Annotated in this window: 18 protein-coding genes and 1 tRNA gene; 4 read left to right on the top strand and 15 right to left on the bottom strand. The window is 73.0% G+C overall.

Annotation, left to right across the window (positions count from 1 at the left end):
* Positions 1–8: 8 nt before the first annotated feature.
* Both coaE (ACUJ8O_RS01790) and coaE (ACUJ8O_RS01785) read right to left on the bottom strand, forming a co-directional pair.
* Complete coding sequence (gene coaE / locus ACUJ8O_RS01790; RefSeq protein ID WP_036315330.1) at positions 9–656, bottom strand: dephospho-CoA kinase; 648 nt, start codon at positions 654–656, stop codon at positions 9–11.
* A complete protein-coding gene (gene coaE / locus ACUJ8O_RS01785; protein WP_036338611.1) occupies positions 653–3,022 on the bottom strand; it encodes a dephospho-CoA kinase in 2,370 nt (789 codons plus the stop codon). The genes coaE (ACUJ8O_RS01790) and coaE (ACUJ8O_RS01785) overlap by 4 nt, the downstream gene beginning before the upstream one ends.
* A 154-nt stretch (positions 3,023–3,176) precedes the next feature.
* On the opposite strand from coaE (ACUJ8O_RS01785), the gene ACUJ8O_RS01780 reads away from it, so the two are divergent.
* Both ACUJ8O_RS01780 and ACUJ8O_RS01775 read left to right on the top strand, forming a co-directional pair.
* Positions 3,177–3,878: an IMPACT family protein gene (locus ACUJ8O_RS01780; RefSeq protein WP_036338614.1), complete on the top strand. Its 702-nt coding sequence runs from the start codon at positions 3,177–3,179 to the stop codon at positions 3,876–3,878.
* Complete coding sequence (locus ACUJ8O_RS01775) at positions 3,871–5,088, top strand: class I SAM-dependent methyltransferase (protein WP_235188161.1); 1,218 nt, start codon at positions 3,871–3,873, stop codon at positions 5,086–5,088. Before ACUJ8O_RS01780 ends, ACUJ8O_RS01775 begins: the two co-directional genes overlap by 8 nt.
* A gap of 135 nt (positions 5,089–5,223) precedes the next feature.
* On the opposite strand, the gene rpsA is transcribed toward ACUJ8O_RS01775, so the two are convergent.
* The 3 genes from rpsA to polA all read right to left on the bottom strand — a co-directional run bounded on the left by rpsA (position 5,224) and on the right by polA (position 10,994).
* Entirely contained in the window at positions 5,224–6,681 is a 1,458-nt protein-coding gene (gene rpsA, locus ACUJ8O_RS01770; protein ID WP_036315338.1) for a 30S ribosomal protein S1, read from the bottom strand.
* A gap of 142 nt (positions 6,682–6,823) precedes the next feature.
* Positions 6,824–8,197 carry a GNAT family N-acetyltransferase gene (locus tag ACUJ8O_RS01765; RefSeq protein WP_036338617.1) on the bottom strand — a complete coding sequence of 458 codons (1,374 nt, stop codon included), beginning with the start codon at positions 8,195–8,197 and terminating at the stop codon, positions 6,824–6,826.
* Positions 8,181–10,994, bottom strand: a complete 2,814-nt coding sequence (gene polA / locus ACUJ8O_RS01760) for a DNA polymerase I (protein WP_095346668.1) — start codon at positions 10,992–10,994, stop codon at positions 8,181–8,183. The genes ACUJ8O_RS01765 and polA overlap by 17 nt, the downstream gene beginning before the upstream one ends.
* Before the next feature lie 67 nt (positions 10,995–11,061).
* Here polA and ACUJ8O_RS01755 point away from each other — a divergent pair, with 67 nt between their 5' ends.
* Complete coding sequence (locus ACUJ8O_RS01755) at positions 11,062–11,580, top strand: PaaI family thioesterase (RefSeq protein ID WP_010078745.1); 519 nt, start codon at positions 11,062–11,064, stop codon at positions 11,578–11,580.
* Positions 11,581–11,611: 31 nt separating this feature from the next.
* Here the strand turns inward: ACUJ8O_RS01755 and ACUJ8O_RS01750 are convergent, their stop codons facing one another.
* From ACUJ8O_RS01750 to ACUJ8O_RS01720, 7 genes are all read right to left on the bottom strand, one after another.
* Positions 11,612–11,989, bottom strand: coding sequence for a cation:proton antiporter (locus ACUJ8O_RS01750; RefSeq protein ID WP_445373099.1), 378 nt, complete (start codon positions 11,987–11,989; stop codon positions 11,612–11,614).
* A gap of 13 nt (positions 11,990–12,002) precedes the next feature.
* Positions 12,003–12,287 (bottom strand): monovalent cation/H+ antiporter complex subunit F, encoded by a 285-nt coding sequence (locus ACUJ8O_RS01745; RefSeq protein WP_010078747.1) that lies wholly within the window; start codon positions 12,285–12,287, stop codon positions 12,003–12,005.
* Positions 12,284–12,760 carry a Na+/H+ antiporter subunit E gene (locus ACUJ8O_RS01740; RefSeq protein ID WP_141117357.1) on the bottom strand — a complete coding sequence of 159 codons (477 nt, stop codon included), beginning with the start codon at positions 12,758–12,760 and terminating at the stop codon, positions 12,284–12,286. Before ACUJ8O_RS01740 ends, ACUJ8O_RS01745 begins: the two co-directional genes overlap by 4 nt.
* Positions 12,757–14,427: a monovalent cation/H+ antiporter subunit D family protein gene (locus ACUJ8O_RS01735; RefSeq protein WP_010078749.1), complete on the bottom strand. Its 1,671-nt coding sequence runs from the start codon at positions 14,425–14,427 to the stop codon at positions 12,757–12,759. Before ACUJ8O_RS01735 ends, ACUJ8O_RS01740 begins: the two co-directional genes overlap by 4 nt.
* Positions 14,424–14,855 carry a cation:proton antiporter subunit C gene (locus tag ACUJ8O_RS01730; RefSeq protein WP_010078750.1) on the bottom strand — a complete coding sequence of 144 codons (432 nt, stop codon included), beginning with the start codon at positions 14,853–14,855 and terminating at the stop codon, positions 14,424–14,426. The genes ACUJ8O_RS01735 and ACUJ8O_RS01730 overlap by 4 nt, the downstream gene beginning before the upstream one ends.
* Positions 14,852–17,725, bottom strand: coding sequence for a DUF4040 family protein (locus ACUJ8O_RS01725; RefSeq protein WP_445373098.1), 2,874 nt, complete (start codon positions 17,723–17,725; stop codon positions 14,852–14,854). Before ACUJ8O_RS01725 ends, ACUJ8O_RS01730 begins: the two co-directional genes overlap by 4 nt.
* 70 nt (positions 17,726–17,795) lie before the next feature.
* Positions 17,796–17,877, bottom strand: a tRNA-Leu gene (locus tag ACUJ8O_RS01720).
* Positions 17,878–18,053: 176 nt separating this feature from the next.
* Here ACUJ8O_RS01720 and ACUJ8O_RS01715 point away from each other — a divergent pair.
* Entirely contained in the window at positions 18,054–18,650 is a 597-nt protein-coding gene (locus tag ACUJ8O_RS01715; RefSeq protein ID WP_010078752.1) for an ANTAR domain-containing response regulator, read from the top strand.
* An 18-nt stretch (positions 18,651–18,668) separates the two neighbouring features.
* Here the strand turns inward: ACUJ8O_RS01715 and pyk are convergent, their stop codons facing one another.
* The 3 genes from pyk to gltB all read right to left on the bottom strand — a co-directional run bounded on the left by pyk (position 18,669) and on the right by gltB (position 26,338).
* A complete protein-coding gene (pyk, locus tag ACUJ8O_RS01710) occupies positions 18,669–20,156 on the bottom strand; it encodes a pyruvate kinase (protein ID WP_036338629.1) in 1,488 nt (495 codons plus the stop codon).
* Positions 20,157–20,232: 76 nt separating this feature from the next.
* Positions 20,233–21,693 (bottom strand): glutamate synthase subunit beta, encoded by a 1,461-nt coding sequence (locus ACUJ8O_RS01705; RefSeq protein ID WP_158183747.1) that lies wholly within the window; start codon positions 21,691–21,693, stop codon positions 20,233–20,235.
* Positions 21,686–26,338, bottom strand: a complete 4,653-nt coding sequence (gene gltB, locus ACUJ8O_RS01700) for a glutamate synthase large subunit (protein ID WP_036338633.1) — start codon at positions 26,336–26,338, stop codon at positions 21,686–21,688. Before gltB ends, ACUJ8O_RS01705 begins: the two co-directional genes overlap by 8 nt.
* Positions 26,339–26,396: the final 58 nt, after the last annotated feature.

Raw genomic sequence — 26,396 nt, 5'->3', positions numbered from 1 at the left:
CCCGGCGGTCAGTCCGCCGAGGGCTCAGCCGCGCCGGGGGCGAGGAACCGGTCCCACACCTGGTTCGCCACGGACGCGAGCCGCTCGAGGTCGGCGTCGTTGACGATGACCACGTCCGCGACGGCGCGCCGCTGCTCGTCCGTGGCCTGGGCCGCGATCCGCGCCTCGGCGTCCGCGCGGCTCATGCCGCGGTCCTCCACCATCCGGCGCAGGCGCTCCTCGAGCGGGGCCTCCACCACGATCACGAGGTCGAACGCGTCCGCCTGCCCGGTCTCCACCAGCAGCGGCACGTCCTGGACCACGACGGCGTCCGGCCCGGCCTCGGCGACGATGCGCCGGGCCGCAGCCCGGATCCGGGGGTGCACGATGCGGTTCAGGCGCTGTCGGGCGCCCTCGTCCCCGAAGACGATGCGGGCCATCTCGACGCGGTCGAGCTCACCGTCCGCGGTGATGACGCGGTCCCCGAACTCGTCCTGGACGGCGGCCAGCCCGTCGGTGCCCTTCTCGAGGACCAGCCGGGCGAGGGCGTCCGAGTCCACCAGGAGCGCGCCACGCTCCTGCAGGACACGGGCCACCGCGGACTTGCCGGCGGCGATCCCGCCGGTCAGGCCCACATGGACGCGCGGCCGTTCGGCCACCGGGTCGGTCTCGGTCATACGCGCTCTCCTCGGGCGGCCTCGAGCTGAGGCTGGATCTTGGCCTCCCAGTATGCCCGGACGGCCTCCTGCAGGTCCTCGAGCGAGCCGTCGTTCTCGATCACGGTGTCCGCGATCTCGGCCCGCTCCTCGTCCGCCGCCTCCTCGTCGATGAAGGCCCAGGCCCGCTCGCGGGTCATGTCGTGGGACTCCATGAGCCGGGCGACGCGCACCTCGGCGGGAGCGGAGACGGCCAGCACCTGGTCGAAGTCGTGCTCGGAGCCGGTCTCGGCCAGCAGGGCCAGGTCGACCACCAGCACGGAGTCCTCGCCGATCTCGCGGGCCCGGCGGTTCGCCTCGTCGCGCACCGCCGGGGAGACGATCTCGTACATGCGCGTCCGGGCGGTCGAGCTCTCGGTGGTGAGCCGGTTGAGGGTGCGCGCGTCCAGGGTGCCGTCCGCGCGGACGATGTCGTCGCCGAAGACCGAGCGGAGCTCCTCGAGCACGGGGTTGCCGGGCACGAGGATCTCCCCCATCAGGTCGTCGAACTCCACGACGACGGCGCCCAGCCGCTCGAGCTCCGCGCCGACCTCGGTGCGGCCCGCGGCGATGCCGCCGGTCAGGCCGACGGTGACGAGGGCCTTGGCCGCGTCGATGCGCTGCTGGTGCCACGTCTTCGGGGTGTGCGTGTCGTTCTCCGGCTCGGTGCCGACCTCGAACTCGGGGCGGATCACGAAGTCCGAGACGTCCACGCCGTCCTCGGTGGCGCGGCGGCGGTACTCCTCGACCGGCAGCACCTGCTTCCACTGGCGGGTCCGCATGGGCCGCGCGGCACCCGCGTCCTCGCGCAGGGCCTGCAGCAGCAGTGCGGCCTGCGTGACGGTGATGAGCAGGATGGGCAGGCCGATCACGATGATGACCTCCTGCAGCGCCGCCAGGCCGTTCTCGCCCGCGGTGAGGATGATGGCCGCGCAGACCGCGCCGATGGACACGGCCCAGAACACGGACTGGCGGCGGGGCGCCGCATCCTCGTGGCCGTTGGCCATCGCGTCCATCACGAGCGCACCCGAGTCGATCGAGGTGATGAAGAACAGCGTGATGACCACGAGCGCCACGACCGCGGCCACCGTGTAGAGCGGCATGCCCTGCAGGTGCTGGAACAGGGCGGCCTGGACGTTGCCGTCGGTGACGATCGTCTGCGTGAGGTCGCCGCCCTGGCCCGGCGCCGGCGCGGTGGCGCGGTCCGACTGGAACGCGGAGTAGCCGTAGATGCCCATCCAGATGATGACGAACGCCGTGGGCAGGCCCAGGCCGGCCACGATGAAGGAGCGGATGGTGCGGCCGCGCGAGATGCGGGCGAAGAACATCCCCACGAAGGGCGCCCACGTGACGGTCCAGGCCCAGTAGAAGACGGTCCAGTCACCGGACCACTGGCCCGAGTTGTACGTGTCGTTGTAGGTGGAGAGCACGGGCAGCATGGAGGCGTACTCGCCGATCGCCTGCACGGTGCCGCGGATGACGTCCATGCTGGAGACGGCCCACATCAGGACGTACACGAGCAGGGCGATCGCCAGCAGGATGTTGGCGTAGGACAGCCGCTTGACGCCCTTGTCCATGCCGACCAGCACGGAGGCCGTGCCCACGGCGGTGACGACGGCCAGGATGAGCGCCTGGACCCAGCCGGCCACGGGGGTGCCCAGCACGTAGTTCATGCCCGCGTTGATCTGCAGGGCGCCCAGGCCCACGGACACGCCGAGGCCGAACACGGTGGAGACCACGGCGATGATGTCGATCGTCTTGCCGATGGGGCCGTGGATGCGATCGCCGAGGAGGGGCTGGAAGGCGGAGGACACGCGCGGGGGCAGCTTGCGCTTGTACGTGAAGTAGCCGAAGCACAGGCCCGGGACGAGCAGGATCGCCCACATGTGGATGCCGAAGTGGAAGTTCGCGATCGCCATGGCCTCCGAGGCCGCGCGGTCGGAGAACGGCTCCGTCCCCGCCATGGGCGGGTTGGCGTAGTGGTTCATCGGCTCCGCGATGCCCCAGAACATCAGCACCGCGCCGACGCCGGCGGCGAACATCATGCCGAACCAGGTCAGGCCGGAGTACTCCGGCACCGCGTCGTCGTCGCCGAGCTTGACCCGGCCGTACCGGGTCACGGCGAGGATGAACAGGAACGCCACCAGCAGGGTCAGGCTGAGGGTGTAGATCCAGCCGACGTCGTAGCGCAGCCAGCTCGAGACCACGCCGAAGGCCGCCTGGACCGGGCCAGGGAACAGGCCCATCGCGGCGGTGAAGAGCACGACCGCGGCGGCCGAGCCGAAGAAGATCGCCGGACTCGTGCGGAGCCCCAACGTGTCGTGCAGGCGAGTGAGCGGGGAAGTCATGAGTCTCCCGGGACAGGGTCGTGGGAGGCCCGCGGCGGCACGCGTGCACGCTCACCGGTGGGCCGGTGCCGGGTGGCACGGTCGCCCACTGTACCGAAGCTCACGTCCGGGCTCGACGGCGTGCCCGTCCTCGGCCAGCCCCTAGGGTGGGGTCATGCCCGATCCCGCCCCCGCCCCGACCGCGCGCTGCACGGTCCTGCCGGCGTCCGCCCGCGACCCCGACGGCTGGCTGGAACGGGAGGTGGAGACCCGCCGCAGCCGCTTCCTCACCTACCTCGGGCGCGTCGATGACGAGGCGCAGGCCCGCGAGATGGTCGCCGTCCTGCGGCGCCGGCACCACGACGCGCGGCACGTGTGCAGCGCGTTCGTCCTCGGCCCCGCCCGGGACCGGATGCGTTCCAGCGACGACGGCGAGCCCGCCGGCACGGCCGGCGTCCCCATGCTCGAGGCCCTCGTCCAGCGCGAGACCGCGCCGGGGCGGACCGACCTGACGGACGTGTGCGCCGTCGTCGTGCGCTGGTTCGGGGGGATCAAGCTGGGCGCCGGGGGCCTGGTGCGCGCCTACTCGGACTCGGTGTCCGGGGCGCTCGACGCCGCCCCGCTGCGCACCCGCTCCCGGCTGGCCCTGCTCGCGGTGGAGGCGCCCCACACCGACGCCGGCCGGTGGGAGAACGAGCTGCGCGCGGCGGGCGTGTCGGTGCTGGAGGCGAGCTACGGCGCCGCGGCGGTACGCCTGACGGTCGGCGTGCCGGACACCGAGGAGGCCCGCGCGGCGTTCGCGGAGCGGCTCGCGGACGTCACGGCTGGCGCGGGGCGTGCGGAACGGATCGGAGAGGACTGGGTGGACCATGAGTGAGCCGCTGCCCCGGGGGGTCACCCCCGATGTCGCCCACGGCGGGCTGCCGGACGACCTCACCGCGGGCGTGGACTTCGCGGCGCTGGATCGGTGGCCGCTGCCGCCCGAGCCCGACCGCCAGGCCCACGACGCGGCGGACCTGCTCCTGCTCGACACCCTGGCCGGGTGGATCGCGAGCGGGCACGTCCCCGGCCCGGTGGCCGTCCTGGAGGACCGACACGGCGCCCTGACCCTGCCCCTGCTCACGGCCGGCCACGACGTGCGGGTCCACCAGGACGACGCCTCCGCCGAGCGCTCGCTGGACGCGAACCTCGCCGCGTGGCGCGCCACTGGTCGCCTCGGCGGGGAGGCGGGCGAGCTCGAGCGGTCGGCCACGCCCGAGGACGCGGCCCGGGGCGCCCGGACGGTCCTGCTGCCGCTGCCCCGCTCGCTCGACGAGCTCGACCGGCTGTCCCGGATCGTGGCGGCCGCGGCCGACCCCGGCGTGGTCCTGCTGGCCGGCGGCCGCGACAAGCACATGAGCCCGCGCATGAACGCGGTGCTCGGCGCGGCCTTCGAGGACGTCGTCGCCGGACGGGGCCGCCGCAAGGCGCGCGTGCTCACGGCCCGGGGCCCGCGTCCCGGCGTGACCCCCCGGCCACCGGAGGAGGCCGACCGCGACGTCCCCGGCGTGGGGAGCCTGCACCTGGTAGCCCACGCCGGCGCCTTCGGCGGAGCCGCCGCCGACCCGGGCTCCCGTCTGCTGCTCGCCTCGCTCGCCGACGACCCGCGCCCGCCCGGGCGCGTCGTGGACCTGGGCTGCGGCAACGGGCTGCTCTCGGTCGGGGCGGCGCGGCTGTGGCCGCACGTCACCGTGCTGGCCACCGACCAGTCCGCCGTGGCGGTGGCCTCGACGCTGGCCACGGCCCGCGCGAACCGCGTGGCGGACCGCGTCCGGGCCGTGCGCGACGACGCCCTGGCCACGTGGCCGGACGGGACGGAGGAGTGCGTTCTCCTGAATCCCCCGTTCCACGACGGCAACGCCGTGGACCCCTCCGTGGCCCACCGGCTGGTGGCGGCCGCGGCGCGGGTGCTGCAGCCGGGCGGCCGGCTGTGGTGCGTCTGGAACTCTCACCTGCGGTACCGGCCGGTGCTGGAGGACCTCGTCGGGCCGACGCGGCAGACGGCGCGCGACCGCACGTTCACCGTGACGGTCTCCGAGCGCCGCTGAGCGCGGCCGTCGGGTCCCGTCCGCGCCCCCACGGCCAGCCCCCCGGGACGCGACGACGCCCCGCCCCTCCGGAGGGAGGGACGGGGCGTCGGGTGCTCGGCGCGGGCCGTCAGGGACGGTCACGCACCGCGGCGATCAGTTGCCGGTGAGCTTCTCGCGCAGGGCGGCGAGGGCCTCGTCGGAGGCCAGGGTGCCTCCGTCCGAGGACGGGGCCTCGGAGGAGTAGGACGAGCCGCCCAGGCCCGCACCGGCGTCGGCGCCGGCGGTGGCCTCCTCCTGGAGGGATCGGCGCACCTGCTCCTTGTGGGCCTCCCAGCGGGCCTGAGCGTCGGCGTACTGCTGCTCCCAGGCGGCGCGCTCGGTCTCGAAGCCCTCCATCCACTCGTTGGTCTCGACGTCGAAGCCCTCGGGGTACTTGTAGTTGCCCTCCTCGTCGTACTCCGCGGCCATGCCGTAGAGCGCCGGGTCGAACTCGGTGCCCTCGGGGTCCACGCCCTCGTTGGCCTGCTTGAGGGACAGGGAGATGCGGCGACGCTCGAGGTCGATGTCGATGACCTTGACGAACAGCTCGTCGTTGACCGACACGACCTGCTCGGCGGTGTCGATGTGGCGCGAGGCCAGCTCCGAGATGTGCACGAGGCCCTCGATGCCGTCCTCCACGCGGACGAACGCACCGAACGGCACGAGCTTGGTGACCTTGCCCGGCACGACCTGGCCGAGGGCGTGGGTGCGGGCGAAGAGCTGCCACGGGTCCTCCTGGGTCGCCTTCAGCGACAGGGAGACACGCTCGCGGTCCATGTCCACCTCGAGGACCTCGACGGTGACCTCCTGGCCCACCTCGACGACCTCGGACGGGTGGTCGATGTGCTTCCAGGACAGCTCGGAGACGTGCACGAGGCCGTCCACGCCGCCCAGGTCCACGAAGGCGCCGAAGTTGACGATGGAGGACACGGTGCCGTTGCGGACCTGGCCCTTCTCCAGCTTGTGGAGGAAGTTGGAGCGGACCTCGGACTGGGTCTGCTCGAGCCAGGCGCGGCGGGACAGGACCACGTTGTTGCGGTTCTTGTCCAGCTCGATGATCTTCGCCTCGAGCTTCTGGCCGATGTAGGGGGCCAGGTCGCGCACGCGGCGCATCTCCACGAGGGAGGCCGGGAGGAAGCCGCGCAGGCCGATGTCGAGGATGAGGCCGCCCTTGACCACCTCGATGACGGTGCCCTCGACGACGCCGTCCTCCTCCTTGATCTTCTCGATGTCGCCCCAGGCGCGCTCGTACTGGGCGCGCTTCTTCGAGAGGATCAGGCGACCCTCCTTGTCCTCCTTGGTGAGGACCAGGGCCTCGACGGTGTCGCCCACGGCCACGACCTCGTCCGGGTCCACGTCGTGCTTGATGGACAGCTCGCGGGACGGGATGACGCCCTCGGTCTTGTAGCCGATGTCGAGCAGGACCTCGTCGCGGTCCACCTTGACGACGGTGCCCTCGACGAGGTCGCCATCGTTGAAGTACTTGATGGTCGCGTCGATGGCGGCGAGCAGGTCCTCGGCAGAGCCGATGTCGTTGATGGCGACCTGCGGGGCGTTGGAAGTGGTGGTCATGTAGGAGGGACTCCGTTGGGATCGGGGGTCACGTCGGGATCGATGCCGCCGGTGGGCGGCATCCGGGCACCAGAGGGGCCCCACCCGGCGTGGGTCGTGATGGACATGTATCAAATGCGCACGAATGTGCTCGTCCAGCGTATCAGAAGCCGACGAGGGTGTGCAGGGGTCGGCTGGGTCGCACAAGCCCGTCGAACGCCTCCGCCGCGCCGGCCCGCAGCTCCGCCACGACACCGGCCTCCGCCAGCACCGCGGCGCCGGCCCCGCGGGAGTGCCCGCCGAGCCAGAGCGCGGAGAACCGGGCCGCGTCGAGCCGGAGTCCCGCGCCCAGGCCCACGGCGTCGGCCGCGGGGCCCAACCGCTCGGCGGCGCCGCGCCCCTGGCGGACGGTGAGCCGCCACGTCCCGTCGATCGCGCCGAGCGCGTCCTCGACGGCGACGACGACCTCCCCGTCGCCCGCCCAGCCACGGGCCGCCATGGCGGCGGGCAGGTTCAGGACCCGCAGGTACAGGTCGTCGGAGCCGCGGTGCCGACTCACCCGCCGCTCGTCGACGAAGAGCGCCTCGAGCCAACCGGGCTCGGGCGCGCGGCCCCACTCGATCCGCTCGACCAGGTCCAGTCGGGCCAGGTGGTGGACGAGCCCGCGCCGCGCGTCGGCGGTCGCCGCGAGGAACGCGGTGACGGTGATCGTGGGCGGCTCCTTCTCCCAGCCCTCGAACCGATACAGCGCGACGCCCTGGACCCGCCCGTCGTCGTCGCGGTGGACCGCCGCGTACAGCCCCGAGCCGCGCCCCTCGTTCCGACTCGCCTCGCGGTCCTCCCAGCGAGGCACGCTGAACGAGGTCCGCTGGACCGAGCCCGGGGTGGCCGGCAGCACCCGCCCGTACAGCTCGTCGACGAGGCCGGGCATCTCCCGCGGCTCCTCGACCGTGACCCGCCCGCCGGCCGGGGCACCCGTGAGCGCGGGGGCGCCCGAGACGTCGATCCGCACGGCGTGCCACCGGGTGGCGGCCCCGAAGCCGAAGCGGCCGTAGATGGCGGCCTCGGTCGCGGTCAGGGCGGCCGCGCACAGGCCGGCGTCGCGGGCGTCCGCGAGGGACCTGAGCATCATGGCCCGCAGCACGCCGCGCCGGCGGGCGTCCGGCGAGACGGTCACGTCGGTGATCAGCCACGCGTCGACGGCGCGGCCGGGCCACGTGGTCAACGGCTGCACGAAGTCCTCGAAGGTGGCGGCGGGGCGGCGGGCCGCCGGGTCCTCCCCCGGCGCGTAGACGCCGAGCCGGCGCCGTCCGTCGGCCGCGTGGGCCTCGAGCTGCTGGCGGAGCGCGGCGCCCGTGGGCACCGTCTCGTAGAAGCCCCGTTCGACCGCGGCCGCGAAGTGCGATGCGGCGGGGTCCTCGGGGCCGAGGACCCCGAGGTCGCGCAGCGCGAGGCCGTGCTCGCCGAGCCGGGCCTCGGCGGCGTCGGCCAGCCGCCGCAGCGACGGACCCTCCGGTGTGTCAGTGTGCGGCGTCATGCCAGCTCCTTCCCCGGCCGACGTGCACGTCGAGCGGCACGGAGAGCTCGGCCGCCCGGCCCATCCGCTCCTTCAGGAGCGCCGTGGCCTGCTCGAGCTCGGCGGCCGGGACCTCGAGGATGAGCTCGTCATGGACCTGCAGCAGCAGCCGCGAGGCCAGCCCGTGCTCCTCGAGGCCGGCCTGCACATCGAGCATCGCGCGCTTGATGATGTCCGCGGCCGAGCCCTGGATGGGGGCGTTGAGCGCGGCGCGCTCGGCCATGTCCCGCAGCTGACGGTTGTCCGAGCTGAGGTCCGGCAGGTAGCGGCGGCGCCCCTCGATCGTCGAGGTGTACCCGTCCTGCCGGGCCTGCGCGACGACGTCGCGCAGGTAGTCGCGCACGCCGCCGAAGCGGTCGAAGTAGCCCTTCATGAGGCCGCGCGCCTCATCCACCGAGATCTTCAGCTGCTTGGACAGCCCGAAGGAGGACAGCCCGTAGGCCAGGCCGTAGCTCATCGCCTTCACCTTGGCACGCTGCTCGGCGGTGACGTCGTCCGGGTCCACGCCGAACACCTGCGAGCCGACGAACGAGTGCAGGTCCTCGCCCTCGCGGAAGGCCTGGATCAGCCCCTCGTCCTCGGACAGGTGCGCCATGATGCGCATCTCGATCTGGGAGTAGTCGGCCGAGAGCAGCACGGCCTGCTCGCCGGCCACCTCGTCCGCCACGAACACCTCACGGATGCGGCGGCCCGCCTCGGTGCGCACCGGGATGTTCTGGAGGTTCGGGTGCAGCGAGGACAGCCGGCCCGTGGCGGCGGCGGTCTGCGAGTAGGTGGTGTGGATGCGGCCGTCCGGGGCGACGGTCTCGAGCAGCCCCTCCACGGTCTGCCGGAGCTTCGTGGCGTCACGGTGGGCCATCAGGTTCTCGAGGAACGGGTGCCGGGTCTGCTCGAGCAGGTCCTGCAGCGAGTCCACGTCCGTGGAGTAGCCGGTCTTCGTCTTGCGCGTGCGCGGCATGTTGAGCCGCTCGAACAGCACCTCCTGCAGCTGCTTGGGCGAGCCGAGGTTGACCTGCATCCCGCCGGTCTCCTCCGCGACGGACGCCCACGCGGACTCCTTGGCGGCGTCGGCGGCGTCGGTGAAGTCCTCGCGCAGGCCGGTCAGGGCGTCGACGTCGACGGCGATGCCGGTCAGCTCCATCCGGGCGAGCAGCCGCGAGAGCGGGATCTCGAGCTCTTGCAGCAGCCGCTGGGCCCCGCGGTCGAGCACCTGGGGCGTGAACTGGGTGGAGAGACGGCGCACCACCCAGGCGGCCCGCACGGCGTCCGCGGCGCGGTCCGCGCGTTCGGCGGCGGCCTGCCCGCCGTCGAGGTCGAACGTTCCCTGCGCCCGCTGCTGCGCGGGCTCGCGCGGGGCGGTGAGGGGGGTGTGCAGATGCGCCTCCGCCAGCGCCTCGAGCGAGGTGTCCCGCCGGTCCGGCTGGATCAGGTAGGCCGAAAGCAGCACGTCGTCCACCACGCCATCCAGGGCCGCGTCCCGGCCGAGCCCGTCCCCCTCGGTGGGCGCGGCCAGCGCCTTGAGCGTGCGCTTGAGGTCGTGCACGGCCTTGGCGAGTCCGCCCTCGCCGAGGGCCTCGCGCACGGCGCCGACCAGCGCCGGGTCCGGGGCGTCGCCGTCGAGGCTCACGTGCAGGCCCGCGTGCTCGCCCACCAGCGCGACGCCGACGGGCGTGCCGAACGTGCCGGGCACGGGCACCTTGCGGCGGGGCAGCAGGGCCGGGCCCTCGACGTCCACGTGGACGCCGAGCAGGTTGCCGGCCTCGGCGGCGAGGAAGGCACGCACGTCCTCGGCCGTCGTCGCCTCGGTGAACTCCGGGGCGGCCTCGACCTCGGGGGGCGGCGCGTCCTCGCCCACCCGCTCACCGAACACCTCGAACACGCGCTCCCGGATGCGGTTGAACTGCAACGCGTCGAACAGCTCCTCCACGGGCTCGCGCTCCGGCATCTCGAGCCGCATCGCCTCGAGCCCGATCGGCAGGTCGAGGTCGCGCACGAGGGCGTTGAGGCGGCGGTTGCGGCGCACGTCCTCGAGATGCTCGCGCAGCGCCTCCCCCTTCTTGCCCGTGATCTCGTGCGCGTGCGCGAGCACGCCGTCGAGGTCCCCGTACTGCTTCAGCCACTTCGCGGCGAACCCGGGGCCGACGCCGGGCACTCCGGGCAGGTTGTCCGCGGCCTCGCCGACGAGGGCCGCGAGCTCGGGGTACTGGGCGGGGGCGACCCCGTACTTGGCCATGACGGCGTCCGCATCCATCGGCGGGATGTCGGAGACGCCCTTCTTGGGGTAGAGCACGGTGGTGCGCTCGGAGATGAGCTGGAACGCGTCCCGGTCACCGGAGACGACGACGGCCTCCCACCCCGCCTCCTCGGCGCGCGCGGACAGTGTGGCCACGATGTCGTCGGCCTCGTAGCCCTCCAGCGTGAGCGTGGGGATGCCCAGGGCCTCCATGACCTTCACGGTCAGCTCGATCTGGCCCGCGAACTCCGCGGGCGTCTCGGAGCGGCCGGCCTTGTACTCCCCGTACTCCTCGGAGCGGAACGTGGGCCCGGAGAGGTCGAACGCCACGGCCACGTGCGTGGGCCGCTGCTGCCGGATCATGGTCAGGAGCATGGCGGTGAAGCCATACACGGCGTTCGTGTGCTGGCCCGTGTCCGTGGCGAAGTTCTCGGCGGGCAGCGCGTAGAACGCGCGGAACGCCATCGAGTGCCCGTCCAGGACCAGCAGCCGCTGTGGGGCCTCTGGGGTCGGATCTGCCGCCATGGGTGCTCACGTCTCCTCTCGGCGCGCGGCGCGGGGCGCACCGGTCGCGTGTGCCAGCCTAGTGCTCATGAGTGAGCACACCGCGACCACCCCCGCCGCCTCCGACCGCGTGTACCGCCCCGGCGTCACCCCCGAGCTGAGCCCCGCCGAGCTGGCGGCGGCCTGCGCCGAGGCCGGTCTGACGCCCGAGCTCGTCGCCGCGCTCGGCGGCGCGGCGATCAGCCCCCTGGCCCAGAAGATGGGCCTGCGCTTCCTCGAGCTCACGGCCGAGCGCGCCGTCGCCACCCTGCCCGTGGCAGGCAACGAGCAGCCCGTCGGGCTGCTGCACGGCGGCGCCCACCTCGTCCTCGCCGAGTCCCTGGGCTCGATGGCCGCGAAGATCCACGCCGGGCCGGACCGCAACGTCGTCGGGGTCGAGATCAGCGCCACGCACCACCGGGCCGTCCGCTCGGGCCTCGTGACCGGCACCGCGACCGCCGTCCACCTGGGCGGCACCCTCGTCACCCATGAGGTGGTGATGACGGACGAGCAGGGCCGGCGGCTCTCGACCGTGCGCATGACGAACATGCTCCTCGACGCGCGCTGAGGCACGCCGCCCGGGCGGGCCGGCCCGTGCCTCAGTCCATGTCCGGAAGGCGCGGGGCCGCTCGGCCACCCTCGCGGCCGGGGGTATCCTCGGCGAGCTCGTCGTAGTGCCCCGGATTCATGGGCACCCCAGTGAGGTAGGCCGAGCGGCCCAGGGCCATGGTGGCCACCGAGGCCGAGCCCAGCTGCAGCACCACGATCAGGGCCACCTTCACGAACGCGGCCACCCCCGGGGCCAGTAGCAGGGCGCCCACCACGATCAGGATCGTCCCGACGCCGCCGGCGGTGCCCACGGCGGAGACGCGGGTGTAAGGGTCGGGGAACCGGATCAGACCGAGTCCCGCGGTGACGAACGCAAGGGCTCCGATCACCACGAGCACGGAGCCGGCGGCGGTCAGGACGACGTCCACGGGTGCGACCTCCTCAACGCTTGCCGCGCGTGAGCGCGCGGGCCAGGGACATGCCGGACAGGAAGGCCACGACCGCGGCGATCAGGACCAAGTCGAACGTCCACGGGTTGTCCGCCCGGACGCCGAACAGCACGAGCATCCCGAGCACGCTGAACGTGAGCAGGTCGCCCGAGACCGCGCGGTCCGCGTCGAGCGGGCCCACCACGATCCGGTACGCGGACACGAGCGCCGACACGGTCAGCAGCGCGATGGCCAGGTCGATCCCCACCAGGGACCAGTCGTAGGCGAAGGGCATCATGCCACCCCCGTCTTCCGCATCGCGTGGAGCATGCGCGCCTCCATGTCGTGGATCTCCGCGCGGAGGGCGTCGGCGTCGTCAGCGTACAGGCCGTGCACGTAGAGCAGGCGCCGCGCGTCCGGGTCACCGTCCTCGTCACCGACGGCGCCGGCACGCCGGGTGCCCAGCGTCAACGTGCCGGGCGTCAGGGTGATCAGCGCCGAGAGCAGGGTGACCTCGGCGTCCGTGCGGCAGTTGCTGCGCACGCGGGCGATGCCCGAGCGCGCCTGGACGCCGGGGGTGACGAGGTCCTTGATGACCGCCTTCGAAGAGGTCACCAGGGCCCACGCGTACCAGCACCAGAACACGAGCCACCGCCAAGGCCAGGACACGGCGGAGGCCGTGCCGGGCGCCAGGTCGACGGTCCCGTCGGCGGGGGCGACGGTGTGCATGGGGGCGTCTCCTTCCGGAGGCTGCGGGAGTGCGGTGCTCATGGGTTGAGCACCGCCTCGATGTACCTGCTGGGGTCCATCAGGCCCTGAGCCGCGAGGTCGGTGACGGTCCACAGGGCCTGACCGCCGAGCCCGAGGGCGAGGGTGGCCATAGCTAGGACGACGGCGGGGGCGGCCAGCCGGCCTGGGATGCGGGAGCGCGTGACGTCCTCGTCCGGATCCACGGTCACCGGCAGCACGCCCGTGGGCGGATCGAGGGTCTCCTGCGAGGCCCACGACTCGGTGCGCTCGTGGTCGGTGCTCGAGCCGCGGCCGGAGGGCGACGGCACGGAGCCCGCCCGGCCCACGATGGGCATGGCCGCGGTGGCCAGGCGCTCGCGGTGCCCGTGTGGGGCCGTCGGAGCGCCCCAGAACCAGGCGTCCCACACCCGCAGCAGAGCCCACAGGCTCACCAGGGAGGCGCCCAGCACCAGCGCAGCGGTGACACCGCGGCCGGCGTCCAGGCCGGCGCTGACGAGCATGAGCTTGCCCACGAACCCGGAGAAGGGCGGGATGCCGACCAGGGAGAGCAGGCCCACGAAGAAGGCGACGGCGATCAGCGGCTCGCGCCGGGCCAGGCCCTGCAGGTCCGCGAGACGGCCGGTGCCGTAGCGCACCTCGATCGCGCCGGCGGCCATCAGGAGGCAGCCCATCGCCACCATGTGGTGCACGAGGTAGAACAGGCCCGCCGCGAGACCCAGGCGCGTGGAGAGCCCGAGTCCGACGAGGATGCCGCCGATGCCGCTCACCATCTGCCACGACAACACGGCGCGCACACCGTGCTCACCGACCGAGGCGAGCGCACCCACCACGAGGGTGGCGAGGGACAGGACCAGGATGAGCGGCAGCAGACGCGCATCGCCGTCGTACATGACGGAGTAGATCCGGTAGAGCCCGTACACGGCGACCTTGGTGTGCAGGGCGGCGAAGAGGGCCGTCACCGCCGGGGAGGTCGAGGAGTACGCCCAGGCCAGCCAGCCGTGCAGCGGGGCCACCGAGGCCTTGATGGACAGTGCGAACAGCACCATGCCCGCGGCGATCGCGATGCGTGGGTCCGCCGCGGCGGACCCGGCGAGCATCGCGAGGTTCACCGAGCCGGTCAGCCCGTAGACGAAGCCGACGCCGACCAGGAGGATCGTGGAGGTTAGCAGGTTGAGGGTGACGTACAGCCGCGCCCCGTCCACTCGGCGCAGGGGCTCACGGCGGTTGGCGGAGAGGACGTAGAGGCCGTAGCTGGGCACCAACATGACCTCGATGAACACGAACAGGTTGAACAGGTCCGCCGTCAGCAGGGCGCCGTTGACTCCGCCGATGAGGATCAGGAGCAGCGGGGCGAAGAACTGGGAGTTAGCGACGCGGGAGCCGTAGGCGAACGCCGCGCCCACGATCGTGAGGGCGCTCGTGAGCACGAGCATCAGGGCGGACAGCATGTCCGCTGCGAAGCCGATCCCGATGCCCCCGGGCCAGCCGCCCAGCGAGGTGGCGAGCACGGACCCGTCGAGGGCGTGGACGCCCAGGGCCAGCCCGCCGGTGGTGACGAGTCCGAGCACCGCGAACAGGACTGCCCGGTGGAGGCGGGGACGCTCCCCCGCCAGCACGAGCAGACCGGCGGACAGCAGCGGGACGGCGGCGAAGAGGGGCAGCAACTGGCCCAGCGGGACGGCGCTCATCGACGCACCTCCGGGCCCTGGCCGGCGTAGTGCTGCGCGATCCGGCCGGCCGCGGCGTGCCGCTCCTCGCGCGGGAAGCGTGCGTCGGCGGCGGCCTGCTCCAGGGAGTCGCGGGTCTCCCCCGGCGAGGCCACCGCGTCGTCCGCGCGCCCGGTGACGGCCAGCGCGAGCAGCAGCACGGTGATCGCGAAGGCGATCACGATAGCGGTCAGGACGAAGGCCTGCGGCAGGGCATCGGCCTGCACCTCGACGTCTGAGGTCCCCGCGAAGGGCAGCCCGCGGCGGTCGGTGCCGCCCGCGGCGATGATGGCCAGGTTGGCGGCGTGGCCCAGCAGGACCATGCCGAGGATCACGCGCAGCAGCTCGCGCTTGGAGAACAGGTAGAACGCGCCGAAGGTCAGAAGTCCCACGGTAAGGGCGACGGTCATCGGGTGACCTCCTCTCGTGCAGTCGTGGTGGTCGGGGCCGAGGGATCGGAGGACGGGGCCGCCGGCGCGACGCCGGGGTCACGGCTCGAGGCGCGGAGCGGGTCCTCACCCGGCCGCTCGGGGCCGAGCAGGGAGAACGCGGCCACGATCAGGCCGATCACGGCCAGGTACACGCCCATGTCGAACGCGAGCGTGGTGGAGAGCCCGTAGTCCAGGACCTTCACTCCCGCGGCTCCGAGGAAGCCCTTGCCGGTGAGGTAACCGACGATCCCCGTCGCGGTGCCGACGGCGATGCCCGAGCCGATGAAGGCCAGGTACGGCCACCGCAACTCCGGGGCCGTGTCCGAGTCGGCGGCCAGGTAGAGCAGGGCGTAGCCGGCACCGGCGACCAGTGCGGCGATGAAGCCGCCGCCGGGCTCGTAGTGCCCGCGCAGCAGCAGGAACGCGGACAGCAGGATGATCAGCACGCCGAAGACACGGCCGAACACCCGGATGTGGACGAGGTTCTCGCGCACGTGGGCGAGTGGGGAGCGCATGTCCACGGCGGAGGGCTGTGGAGGCGTCGGCCGACGGTTGAGCAACAGGGCCGCGATGGTCAGCGCCGTCGCCCCGAGCACGGTCATCTCGCCCCACGTGTCCACGGCGCGGAAGTCCACGAGGATCACGTTCACCACGTTGGTCCCCCCAGCCTGGGCATAGCTCTGGGTCAGGTAGAAGTGGGCGATCTCCGACATGCTGGAGCGGCCGGTGAACGCGAACACGCCCAGGGTCGCGGCGACGCCGGCGACGGAGGCGGCGAGGACCGCCTGCATCCTGCGCGGGGTCGGCTCGTCGCTGAAGCGGGCGGGCAGGCGGCGCAGCAGCAGCACCATGACGCACACCGTGAGCACCTCGACCATCAGCTGGGTCAGGGCCACGTCCACGGCGCCGAGGGTGAGGAACCACAGGGTCATGCCGAACCCTACGACGCCGACCACCACCATGGCGGCGATGCGCGTCTTGGCGCGGATGGTGGCGATCACGCCGGCACCCACCAGGACGACCAGCACCCAGTCGTGCCAGCGCGAGGGCTGGCCGACGACGGCAGGCAAATCCTCGATCGTGGCGACACCGGCCACGGCGAGGAGCCCCAGGACCAGGGCGGGGATGAGGAGGTGGGGGCGGGGAGCCAGGGTGCCGGAGGCGCGCGAGACGACCGCGCCGACGCCGATCAGCCGGTGCCGAACCTCGTCCACCGCATCCAGGGCGGAGAACGGCAGGGCGGCGTGGGAGGCCACGCGCTCCACCGGGCGGCGCAAGGCCACCAGCAGCAGACCGAGCACGATGATGGCGGCGGAGACGAGCAGGGCCGTGTTCACGCCGTGCCACAGCGCCAGGTGCGCGTGCACCTCCGCGCCGGAGGCGGCCTCGGCCGCGTAGGAGACGGGGGTGTCCAGCACACCGGGCAGCAGGCCCAGGGCCACGCCCGCGGCCGCGGCCAGCACGGGCACGCCCCAGAAGGTGGCAGAAGCCTCGTGGACCTCGTCCTCCCGGCCGGTCGGCCACGAATGGGCGGCCCCGTCCGGGCTTGGACCCCAGAGGCCCAGGGCGCCGAGCACGAGACGGCCGGAGTAGGCCACGGTGAACACGGAGGTCAGGGCGATGCCGGCGGTGACGAGGACGGGGAGCCATGCGGGACCGGGGGTCCCGAGAGCGGCCTCGACCAGGCCCTCCTTGGAGATGAAGCCGAACAGCGGCGGGATGCCCGCCATCGACAGGGCGGCGACGGCGATCGCCGTGCCGGTGACCGGCATGCGCACGTGGCGGGCCGCGAGCTCTCGCAGGTCGCGGGTGCCGGCCTCGTGGTCGACCACGCCGATCAGCATGAACAGCGCCGACTTGAACAGCGCGTGCGCCACGGTGTGCACGATCGCCGCGGTAAGCGCGACGGGGGTGCCGATGCCGATGGCGGTCACCAGCAGGCCCAACTGGCTCATCGTGGAGTAGGCCAGCAGACCCTTGAGGTCGTGGCGACGGATCGCGGAGACGGCGCCCAGCAGGGCCGTGATGAGGCCCGAGCCGATCAACAGCGCGGACCACACCGGGTTCCCGGCCAGGACCGGGCTGAACACCAGCAGCAGGAAGATGCCGGCCTTGACCATCGCCGCGGCGTGCAGGTAGGCGGAGACCGGGGAGATGGCCACCATGGAGTCCGGCAGCCACGCCTGGAACGGGAACTGGGCGGACTTGGTGAACGCGGCCACCGCCAGCAGGACGGCGACCGTGGTGGTGAAGCCCGCCTCGGACCACACGTCCGAGGCCAACACCCCGGACAGCGAGGCAGTGCCGGTCCGCACGGCCATGAGGGCGACGGCGGCCAGCAGCGCGAGGCCGCCGCCCACGGTCACGAGCAGGGTCCGGATCGCGGGGTCGCGGGCATGGTCCCCCGAGCGCCCGATGAGGAAGAAGGAGGTGAAGGAGGTGAACTCCCACGCGACGAAGAGGACCACGATGTTGTCGGCGAGCACCAGCAGCAGCATCGACGCCGCGAACGCGGTCATCAGCAGGTAGAAGGAGCCGGGTCGGCTCTCCGTGCGGTCCCGACTGAGGTACCGGCTGGAGTAGGCGAGGATCGCGGCGCCGATGACGAGGACGATCATGGCGAACACCAGGGCCAGGCCGTTCAGCCGGAGGTCGAGGTCCACCCCGACCGCGGGGATCCACGGATGGTGCTCCGTCCGGACGTCGCCCGTCCACGCCGCGATCAGCACGCCGGCCGCGGCCAGCAGGGGTGCGGCCAGGACCCAGCCCGCGTCCCTGCCCAGCGCCCGGGAGGCCGGGACGGCCGCCACCACCGAGAGGAGGGTCAGCAGGAGGCTGGTCAGGAGCACAGGACACCACTCATCTCGGGTCGATCGGTCACGGACACGGCGCCCACGGCGGGTGGCCGCGCGCCGACGGTGCCCGAAGTGGGACTCGAACCCACACGCCTCTCGGCACCGCATTTTGAGTGCGGCGTGTCTACCGATTCCACCATTCGGGCAGTGCCGCCCGGAGGCGGGACTCGATCACCCTATCAGCGCCCCGACCCGGCGTCCCCGGCCTTCCGGCGGGGGGTCACCGCCGCCGCGCCCGCGCCGCACTCATCGCGCACGGTAGCCTGGTGGACCACCAGCGGCGCCGCACCGACGCCGTCCCGGCCCGCGCGAAGGAGCTGCCGTGTCCACGCTGACGCCTCCCGAGGAGACCGGCCTGCGGGCCGTCGTCGCCGAGGACGAGACCCTCATCCGCCTCGACCTGGTGGAGGTGCTCACCGGGGCGGGCTACCGGGTGGTCGCCGAGGCCGGCGACGGCCGCGCCGCCGTCGAGGCCGTGCGCGAGCACCGCCCGGACATCGTGGTGATGGACGTGAAGATGCCCGTGATGGACGGCATCGCGGCTGCGGGCGAGATCGCCGGGGAACGGCTCGCCCCCGTGGTCATGCTGACCGCCTTCAGCCAGCGCGAGCTGGTGGAGCGCGCCCGGACGGCCGGGGCCATGGCCTACGTGGTCAAGCCCTTCACCGAGGCCGACCTGGTCCCCGCCATCGAACTGGCCGTGGCCCGCTTCGACGAGCTGCGCAGCCTCGAGGCCGAGGTGCGGGACCTGGGCGACCGCCTGGAGACCCGCAAGATCGTGGACCGGGCCAAGGCGCTGCTCCAGGAGCGGATGCGCCTGACCGAGGCCGAGTCCTTCCGCTGGATCCAGAAGACCTCCATGGACCGGCGCCTGACCATGCGGGAGGTCGCGCAGGCCGTCATCGACCAGGTCGGCTGAGCGGCGCCCGCGCGCTCGTCAGAGCGGGGAGCGGGCCGGCCAGAAGCCGACGGGCTCGCGCGTCTGCGGCGACGCCGCGGACGAGCCGCCCGCGGCGTCGTCGCCCACGCGGTGCACACGCAGCGTGTTCGTGGAGCCCACGGCCCCGGGAGGGGACCCGGCGGCGATCACCACGAGGTCGCCGTGCTCGGCGATGCCCTCCGACGTGAGCGACTGCTCGACCTGGAGGGTCATCTTGTCCGTGGAGTCCTGGAACGGGACCATCTTCGGGTAGACGCCCCACGTCAGGCACAGGATGTTGTGCGTGTGCTCGTGGTGGGTGAACGCGTAGATCGGCTGACGCGGCCGCAGGCGGCTGAGCCGACGGGCCGAGTCGCCGGACTCGGTGAACGTGGCGAGGAACGGGATCTCGAGCTGGTTCGCGACCTCGACGGCGGCCCGGGTGATCGCGCCGCCGCGCGTGCGGGGACGCGAGCCGAGCGGGTGGATGAGTTCGAGGCCGTGGGTCTCGGTGGACTCGATGATCCGGGCCATCGTCTGGACCGTCTCGACTGGATACGCGCCCACTGAGGTCTCGCCCGAGAGCATGACGGCGTCCGCGCCGTCGAGCACGGCGTTGGCGCAGTCCGAGGCCTCGGCGCGCGTCGGGCGCGGGCTGTCGATCATCGACTCGAGCACCTGGGTGGCCACGATGACCGGCTTCGCCCACCGGCGGGCGAGGTCCACCGCACGCTTCTGCACCACGGGCACGTCCTCGAGCGGCAGCTCCACACCGAGGTCGCCGCGGGCCACCATGATGGCGTCGAACGCGTCCACGATGGCCTCGAGGTTCTCCACCGCCTGGGGCTTCTCGATCTTGGCGATGACCGGGACTCGGCGCTCCTCCTCGTCCATGATCTCGTGCACCCGGTCCACGTCCGCGGCGTCCCGCACGAAGGACAGCGCCACCATGTCCACGCCGGTGCGCAGCGCCCAGCGCAGGTCCCGCTCGTCCTTCTCGGACAGGGCGGGCACGTTCACCGCCACGCCGGGCAGGTTGATCCCCTTGTTGTCCGAGACCATGCCCGGCACCTCGACCTCGGCCAGCACGTCCGTGTCCGTGACCTCGACGGCGCGCAGGCGCACCTTGCCGTCGTCCACCAGGAGCACGTCACCGGGGGCGACGTCCCCGGGCAGCCCCTTGTGGGTGGTGCCGACCAGCTCGCGGGTCCCGGGCACGTCCCGGGTGGTGATGGTGATCCGATCGCCCCTCTCGAGCAGATGCGGGCCGTCGGTGAAGCGGCCGAGGCGGATCTTGGGGCCCTGGAGGTCCGCGAAGATCGCGACCGGGCGCCGCTCCTCCACGCTGAGCCGGCGCACCCGCTCGAAGGAGGCCGCGTGCACCTCGTGGTCCCCGTGGCTCATGTTGAGGCGGACCACGTCCGCCCCCGCCCGGATGATCGAGCGGGTGGTCTCGTCGGAGTCGGTGGCGGGCCCGAAGGTGGCGATGATCTTGGCGTGTCGCATGCGACCCACGATAGGGGGCGGGCCCGCCCTCGGTGGAGGGCGGGCCCGCGTGGCGTCGGAAGATGAGACGGAGGACTCAGCCGAGGACGAGGCCGCGGTCGTCCGGGTCCACGGGGTGCGGCAGTCGGGACCAGCGCTCGAGCGACTCGTCGACCTCCTGCGCGCACGCACGCCCCTCGGCGATGGCCCAGACCACCAGGGAGGCGCCGCGCCCGGCGTCGCCGCACGCGAACACGCCCGGCTCGTCGGTCTCGTACCCGTCCTTCCGGGCCACGAGCCCGCGTGTCACGTGCACGCCGAGCTGCTGCGTGAGCAGCCCCTCCTCGATGCCGGTGAAGCCCAGCGCCAGCAGCACCAGGTCCGCCTGGACCTCGCGCTCGGTGCCCGCCTTGGGCCCGCGCGTGCCGTCCTCGCGGTACTCGGTCTCCGCCACGCGCAGGGCGCGCACGCGGCCGTGCTCGTCGCCGAGGAACTCGACCGTGGAGGCAAGGTGCGCGCGGGCGCCGCCCTCGGCGTCGGCCGTGGTCTGCCGGTGGACCTTGGGGATCGTGGGCCACGGCTGGTGGACGGGGCGCTCGACCGGCAGCTGCTGGCCGATCGCCAGCGTCGTCACGGACGCCGCCCCCTGGCGGTGCGCGGTGCCGATGCAGTCCGCGCCAGTGTCGCCGCCGCCGAGGATCACCACGTGGCGCCCCTCGGCGGAGATCTGGTCCGGGACCTCGTCGCCGGCGACCGCGCGGTTGGACTGCACGAGGTAGTCCATGGCGAGGTGGATCCCGTCGAGGCCGCGGCCGGGGACGGGCAGCTCGCGGGCCACGGGGGCGCCGGTCGCCACGATCACGGCGTCGAAGCGGGCCTTGAGCTGGTCCCAGGGCAGGTCGACGCCGATCTCCACGCCGGTGCGGAACCGGGTGCCCTCGGCCTCCATCTGCGCCAGGCGCCGGTCCAGGACGTCCTTCTCCAGCTTGAAGTCCGGGATGCCCAGCCGCAGCAGGCCGCCGAGGCGCTCGTCGCGCTCGTAGACCACCACGGTGAAGCCGGCGCGGGTGAGCTGCTGCGCCGCGGCCAGTCCCGCCGGGCCCGAGCCGACGACGGCCACGGTGTGGCCGTTCAGGCGGGCCGGCACGACCGGCTCGAGCCAGTCGTTGTCGAAGATCTGCTCCGCGATCGCCACCTCGGTCTGCTTGATGGTGACCGCGGGCTGGTTGATGCCCAGGGTGCAGGAGTCCTCGCACGGGGCGGGGCAGATCCGCCCGGTGACCTCGGGGAAGTTGTTGGTCGAGTGCAGTCGCGCGGCGGCCTCGGCCCAGCGTCCCCGCCGGACCAGGTCGTTCCACTCCGGGATGAGGTTGCCCAGCGGGCACCCGGAGTGGCAGAACGGGATGCCGCAGTCCATGCACCGGCCGGCCTGGGTGCGCACGATCGCCTCGTCCTGGCGGACGTACACGTCCTTGAAGTCCATGATGCGCACCGGCACCGGACGCGTGGGGCGCTCGACGCGCTCCCGGTTCTTCAGGAATCCGCGCGGATCAGCCACGGGTCACCTCCAGCAGTCGGTCCCAGACGGCCTCCCCGTCCGGGTCGAGTCCCTCGGCCGTCGCGGCCTGACGGGTGCGCAGCACGAGGTCGTACTGCCGGGGCAGGACGGTCGTGAAGCGGTCCCACGCGGCGTCGGCGGCGTCCCCGCCGGCCCGCAGGTCGGCGAGCAGCGCGGCGGCGACGGCGGAGCCCGTCTCCGCGCGGTGCAGCTCCAGCAGCTCGGCGATCCGCAGCCGGTCCTGCGCGGACGGCGCCTCGAGGATCAGGGCGTCCTCGCGGACGGCGAGTGGGTTCAGGTCCTCCCGGTCCAGGTCCAGCACCCAGGCCCGCCCGCCGGACATGCCGGCGGCGAGGTTGCGGCCGGTCTCGCCGAGGATCAGCGCCTCACCGCCGGTCATGTACTCCAGGCCGTGGTCGCCGATGCCCTCGGCCACCGCGGTGGCGCCGGAGTTGCGCACGAGGAACCGCTCCCCCACGCGGCCGCGCAGGAACAGCTGGCCCGAGGTGGCGCCGTAGCCGATCACGTTGCCGGCCACGGTGTTCTCCTCGGCCACGAACGGGGCCTCGGCGTCGGGGCGGACGATCACGCGTCCCCCCGACAGGCCCTTGCCGACGTAGTCGTTGGCGTCGCCCGAGAGCCGCAGGGTGACGCCGGCGGGCAGGAAGGCGCCGAGGGACTGGCCGGCCTCGCCCGTCAGGCGCACGGTGATCGTGTCGTCGTCCAGCTCGTCGGCGAGCCGCGTGCTCGTGACGTGGTAGCCCAGCAGCGTGCCCACGGACCGGTCCGTGTTCACGACGGCCTCGTCCATCACGACGGGCGTGCCCGTCGTGAGCGTGTCCCCCAGCCGGGCGATGAACCGGTGGTCGATGTGGGAGGCGAGGTCGTGGTCCTGCTCGGTGGTGCGGCGCATGGGCGCGTCCTCGTGGCCCGGACGCCGGCCGACGGAGGGGTCCGCGAGGATGCCCGAGAGGTCCAGGCCCTCGGACTTCCAGTGGTGCAGGGCCGCGTCCACGTCGAGCAGCTCGCGGTGGCCGATCGCCTCGTCGAGCGTGCGGAAGCCCAGCTGCGAGAGCAGCTCGCGGACCTCCTGCGCGATGAACTCGAAGAAGTTGACGACGAACTCGGGCTTGCCCGTGAAGCGCGCGCGCAGCTCGGGGTTCTGGGTGGCCACGCCCACGGGGCACGTGTCCAGGTGGCACACGCGCATCATGATGCAGCCGGAGACCACGAGCGGGGCGGTCGCGAAGCCGAACTCCTCGGCCCCGAGCAGTGCGGCGATCACGACGTCCCGGCCGGTCTTGAGCTGCCCGTCCACCTGGACGGTGACGCGCTCGCGCAGGCCGTTGAGCATGAGCGTCTGCTGCGCCTCGGCCAGGCCGATCTCCCACGGGGTGCCCGCGTGCTTGAGGGAGTTCAGCGGGGAGGCGCCCGTTCCGCCGTCGTGGCCGGAGATGAGCACGACGTCGGCGCGCGCCTTGGCGACGCCCGCGGCCACCGTGCCCACGCCGGACTCGGAGACGAGCTTGACGTGGACCCGCGCGGTCGGGTTGGCCCGCTTGAGGTCGTGGATCAGCTGCGCCAGGTCCTCGATCGAGTAGATGTCGTGGTGCGGCGGCGGCGACACCAGGGAGACGCCCGGGGTCGAGTGCCGCGTGCGGGCGACCCACGGGTACACCTTGGTCCCCATCAGCTGGCCGCCCTCGCCGGGTTTGGCGCCCTGGGCCATCTTGATCTGCAGGTCGGTCGCGGTGGCCAGGTACAGGCTGGTGACGCCGAACCGGCCCGAGGCGATCTGCTTGATCTTCGAGCGGCGCTCCGGGTCCAGCAGGCGCTCGGGGTCCTCGCCGCCCTCGCCCGAGTTCGAGCGGGCGCCGAGGCGGTTCATGGCGATCGCGAGGGTCTCGTGCGCCTCCTGCGAGATGGAGCCGTAGGACATCGCGCCGGTGGAGAAGCGGCGCACGATCGACTCGACGGGCTCCACCTCGGAGACGGGCACCGGCGGCCGCTCGCCCGTACGCAGGCGCATGAGCCCGCGCAGGGTCATGAGCTCCTCCGCCTGGTCGTCCACGCGACGCGTGTAGTCCTTGAAGACGTCGTAGCGCCGCTCCCGCGTGGAGTGCTGGAGGCGGAACACGGTCTCGGGGTTGAACAGGTGCGGCGCGCCCTCGCGCCGCCACTGGTACTCGCCGCCCACCTCGAGCTCGCGGTACGGGTTGATGTCGTTGCCGTCCGGCGGATACGCGAACTCGTGGCGCGCCTGGATCTCGGCGGCGACGACGTCGATGCCCACGCCGTCGAGCGGGCTCGTGGTGCCCACGAAGTAGCGGTCCACGAAGCGCCGGGACAGGCCGAGCGCCTCGAACGTCTGGGCGCCGGTGTAGGAGGCGACCGTGGAGATGCCCATTTTGGACATGATCTTCTGGACGCCCTTGCCGAGCGCCTTGATCAGGTTCGCCACGGCCTGCTCGGCGGTGACGCCCGAGACCTCCCCCGTGCGCACGAGCTCCTCGGCGGACTCCATGGCCAGGTACGGGTTGACCGCGGAGGCCCCGTAGCCGAGCAGGACGGCCACATGGTGGACCTCGCGCACGTCGCCCGCCTCGACGATCAGCGAGCTCTTGGTGCGGTTGGCCGAGGCCAGCAGGTGGTGGTGCACGGCGGAGGTCAGCAGCAGGGACGGGATCGGCGCCCACTGGGCGGTGGCGCCGCGGTCGGACAGCACCACGTACTCCACGCCGCGGTTGACGGCGGCCGAGACCTGCTCGCAGATCGCCTTCAGCTGGGCGCGGAGCTCCTCGACGCCTCCGGCCACCCGGTACACGCCGTTCACCTTGAGGGTCAGGCGGGTGCCGTCGGCGTCGCGCAGGTGCTGGATGCGGGCCAGCTGGTCGTTGTCGATCACGGGGAACGGGACGTCGACCTGGCGGGTGCGCACCTGCTCGAGGGAGAGCACGTTGCCCTGCGGGCCGATCGCGGTGCGCATCGAGGTCACCTGCTCCTCGCGGATCGCGTCGAGCGGCGGGTTCGTCACCTGGGCGAAGGACTGCACGAAGTAGTCGAAGAGCAGCCGGGGCCGCTTGGCGAGGACGGCGATGGGCGTGTCCGTGCCCATCGCACCGAGCGGCTCGGCGCCCGTCTGGGCCATCGGCCCGACGAGGATGCGCAGCTCCTCCGAGGTGTACCCGAAGATGCGCTGACGCTGCAGGATCGACTCGGAGGTGTGGCGGACGTGCTCGCGCTCGGGGAGCGACTCCAGGTCCAGGAGGTTCTGGCGCACCCAGTCCTCCCACGGCTGGGCGGAGGCGACCTCGGCCTTGATCTCGTCGTCGCCGATGATCCGGCCCTGCTCGGTGTCCACGAGGAACATGCGCCCCGGGGCCACGCGCCCCTTGCGCACCACCGCCGAGGGCTCGATCGGCACGACGCCGACCTCGGAGGCCAGGACGACGAGGCCGTCGTCGGTGACCCACCAGCGGGCGGGGCGCAGGCCGTTGCGGTCCAGCACGGCGCCCACCTGGGTGCCGTCGGAGAAGGCGACGGCGGCCGGTCCGTCCCAGGGCTCCATGAGCATGGAGTGGTACTGGTAGAAGGCGCGGCGGGCCGGGTCCATGGTCGCGTGGTTCTCCCACGCCTCCGGGATAATCATCATGATCGCCTGGGTGAGCGGGCGCCCGGAGAGCATGAGCAGCTCCGCGACCTCGTCGAAGGAGGCCGAGTCCGAGCCGATGGGGCTGATCAGCGGGAACAGGTCCTCGGGGACCTCGCCGAGCATCGGGTGCTTGAGCTGGCCCTGACGGGCGCGCATCCAGTTGCGGTTGCCCTTGACCGTGTTGATCTCGCCGTTGTGCGCGATGGTGCGGAACGGCTGGGCCAGCGGCCACGAGGGGAACGTGTTGGTGGAGAACCGCGAGTGGACCACGCCCAGCCGGGTGGTGAACCGCTCGTCGGAGAGGTCCGGGTAGAACGGCTCCAGCTGGGCCGTCGTCAGCATGCCCTTGTAGACGATCGTCTGGGACGAGAGCGAGGGGAAATAGACGCCGGCGCGGGACTGGGCGCGGCGGCGCACCCGCCACGCCCGCACGTCCAGCGACTGCCCCGGCTCGGTGCCGTCCTGACCGTCCGCCAGGGACAGGAACAGCTGCTCGAACGCGGGCATGGCCGCCCGGGAGCCGACGCCCAGGGCCGAGGGGTCGGTGGGCACCTCGCGCCACGCCAGGACCTGCAGCCCCTCCTCCTCGGCCAGCCGCTCGACGGCCTCCTTCGCCTCGGCGCGCTCGCCGTCGACGGGCGGCAGGAAGGCGGTGCCGGCGACGTACTCGCCCACGGGGGGCAGCTCGGCGTCGACGACGGCACGGAACAGCTCGTCGGGGATCTGGGTCAGCAGGCCGGCGCCGTCGCCGGTGCCCTCGTCGGCGCCCACCGCCCCGCGGTGCTCGAGCGCGCGCAGGGCGGTCAGCGCGTGCTGGACGATGTCGTGGCCCGGGGTGCCCCGCAGGGTGGCGATGACGGCGAGGCCGCAGTTCTCGGTCTCCCGGGACGGGTCGTAGAGGCCCTGGGCGGCGGGGACGTCCGCATAGCGGACGAAGGGATCCACCGGTCCCCCCGCGCGGGGGGCCGAGGCGGGCGAGGATGCCACGGGCATGGTGCCGTCCTTTCCGGAGAGCAGGGGCTCGGACGGGGACGGCGCTGGCCCCGACGCT

It is taken from the genome of Micrococcus sp. EWR3.9.1 (assembly GCF_052615555.1).
This window is presented reverse-complemented; position numbering and strand designations above follow the sequence as displayed.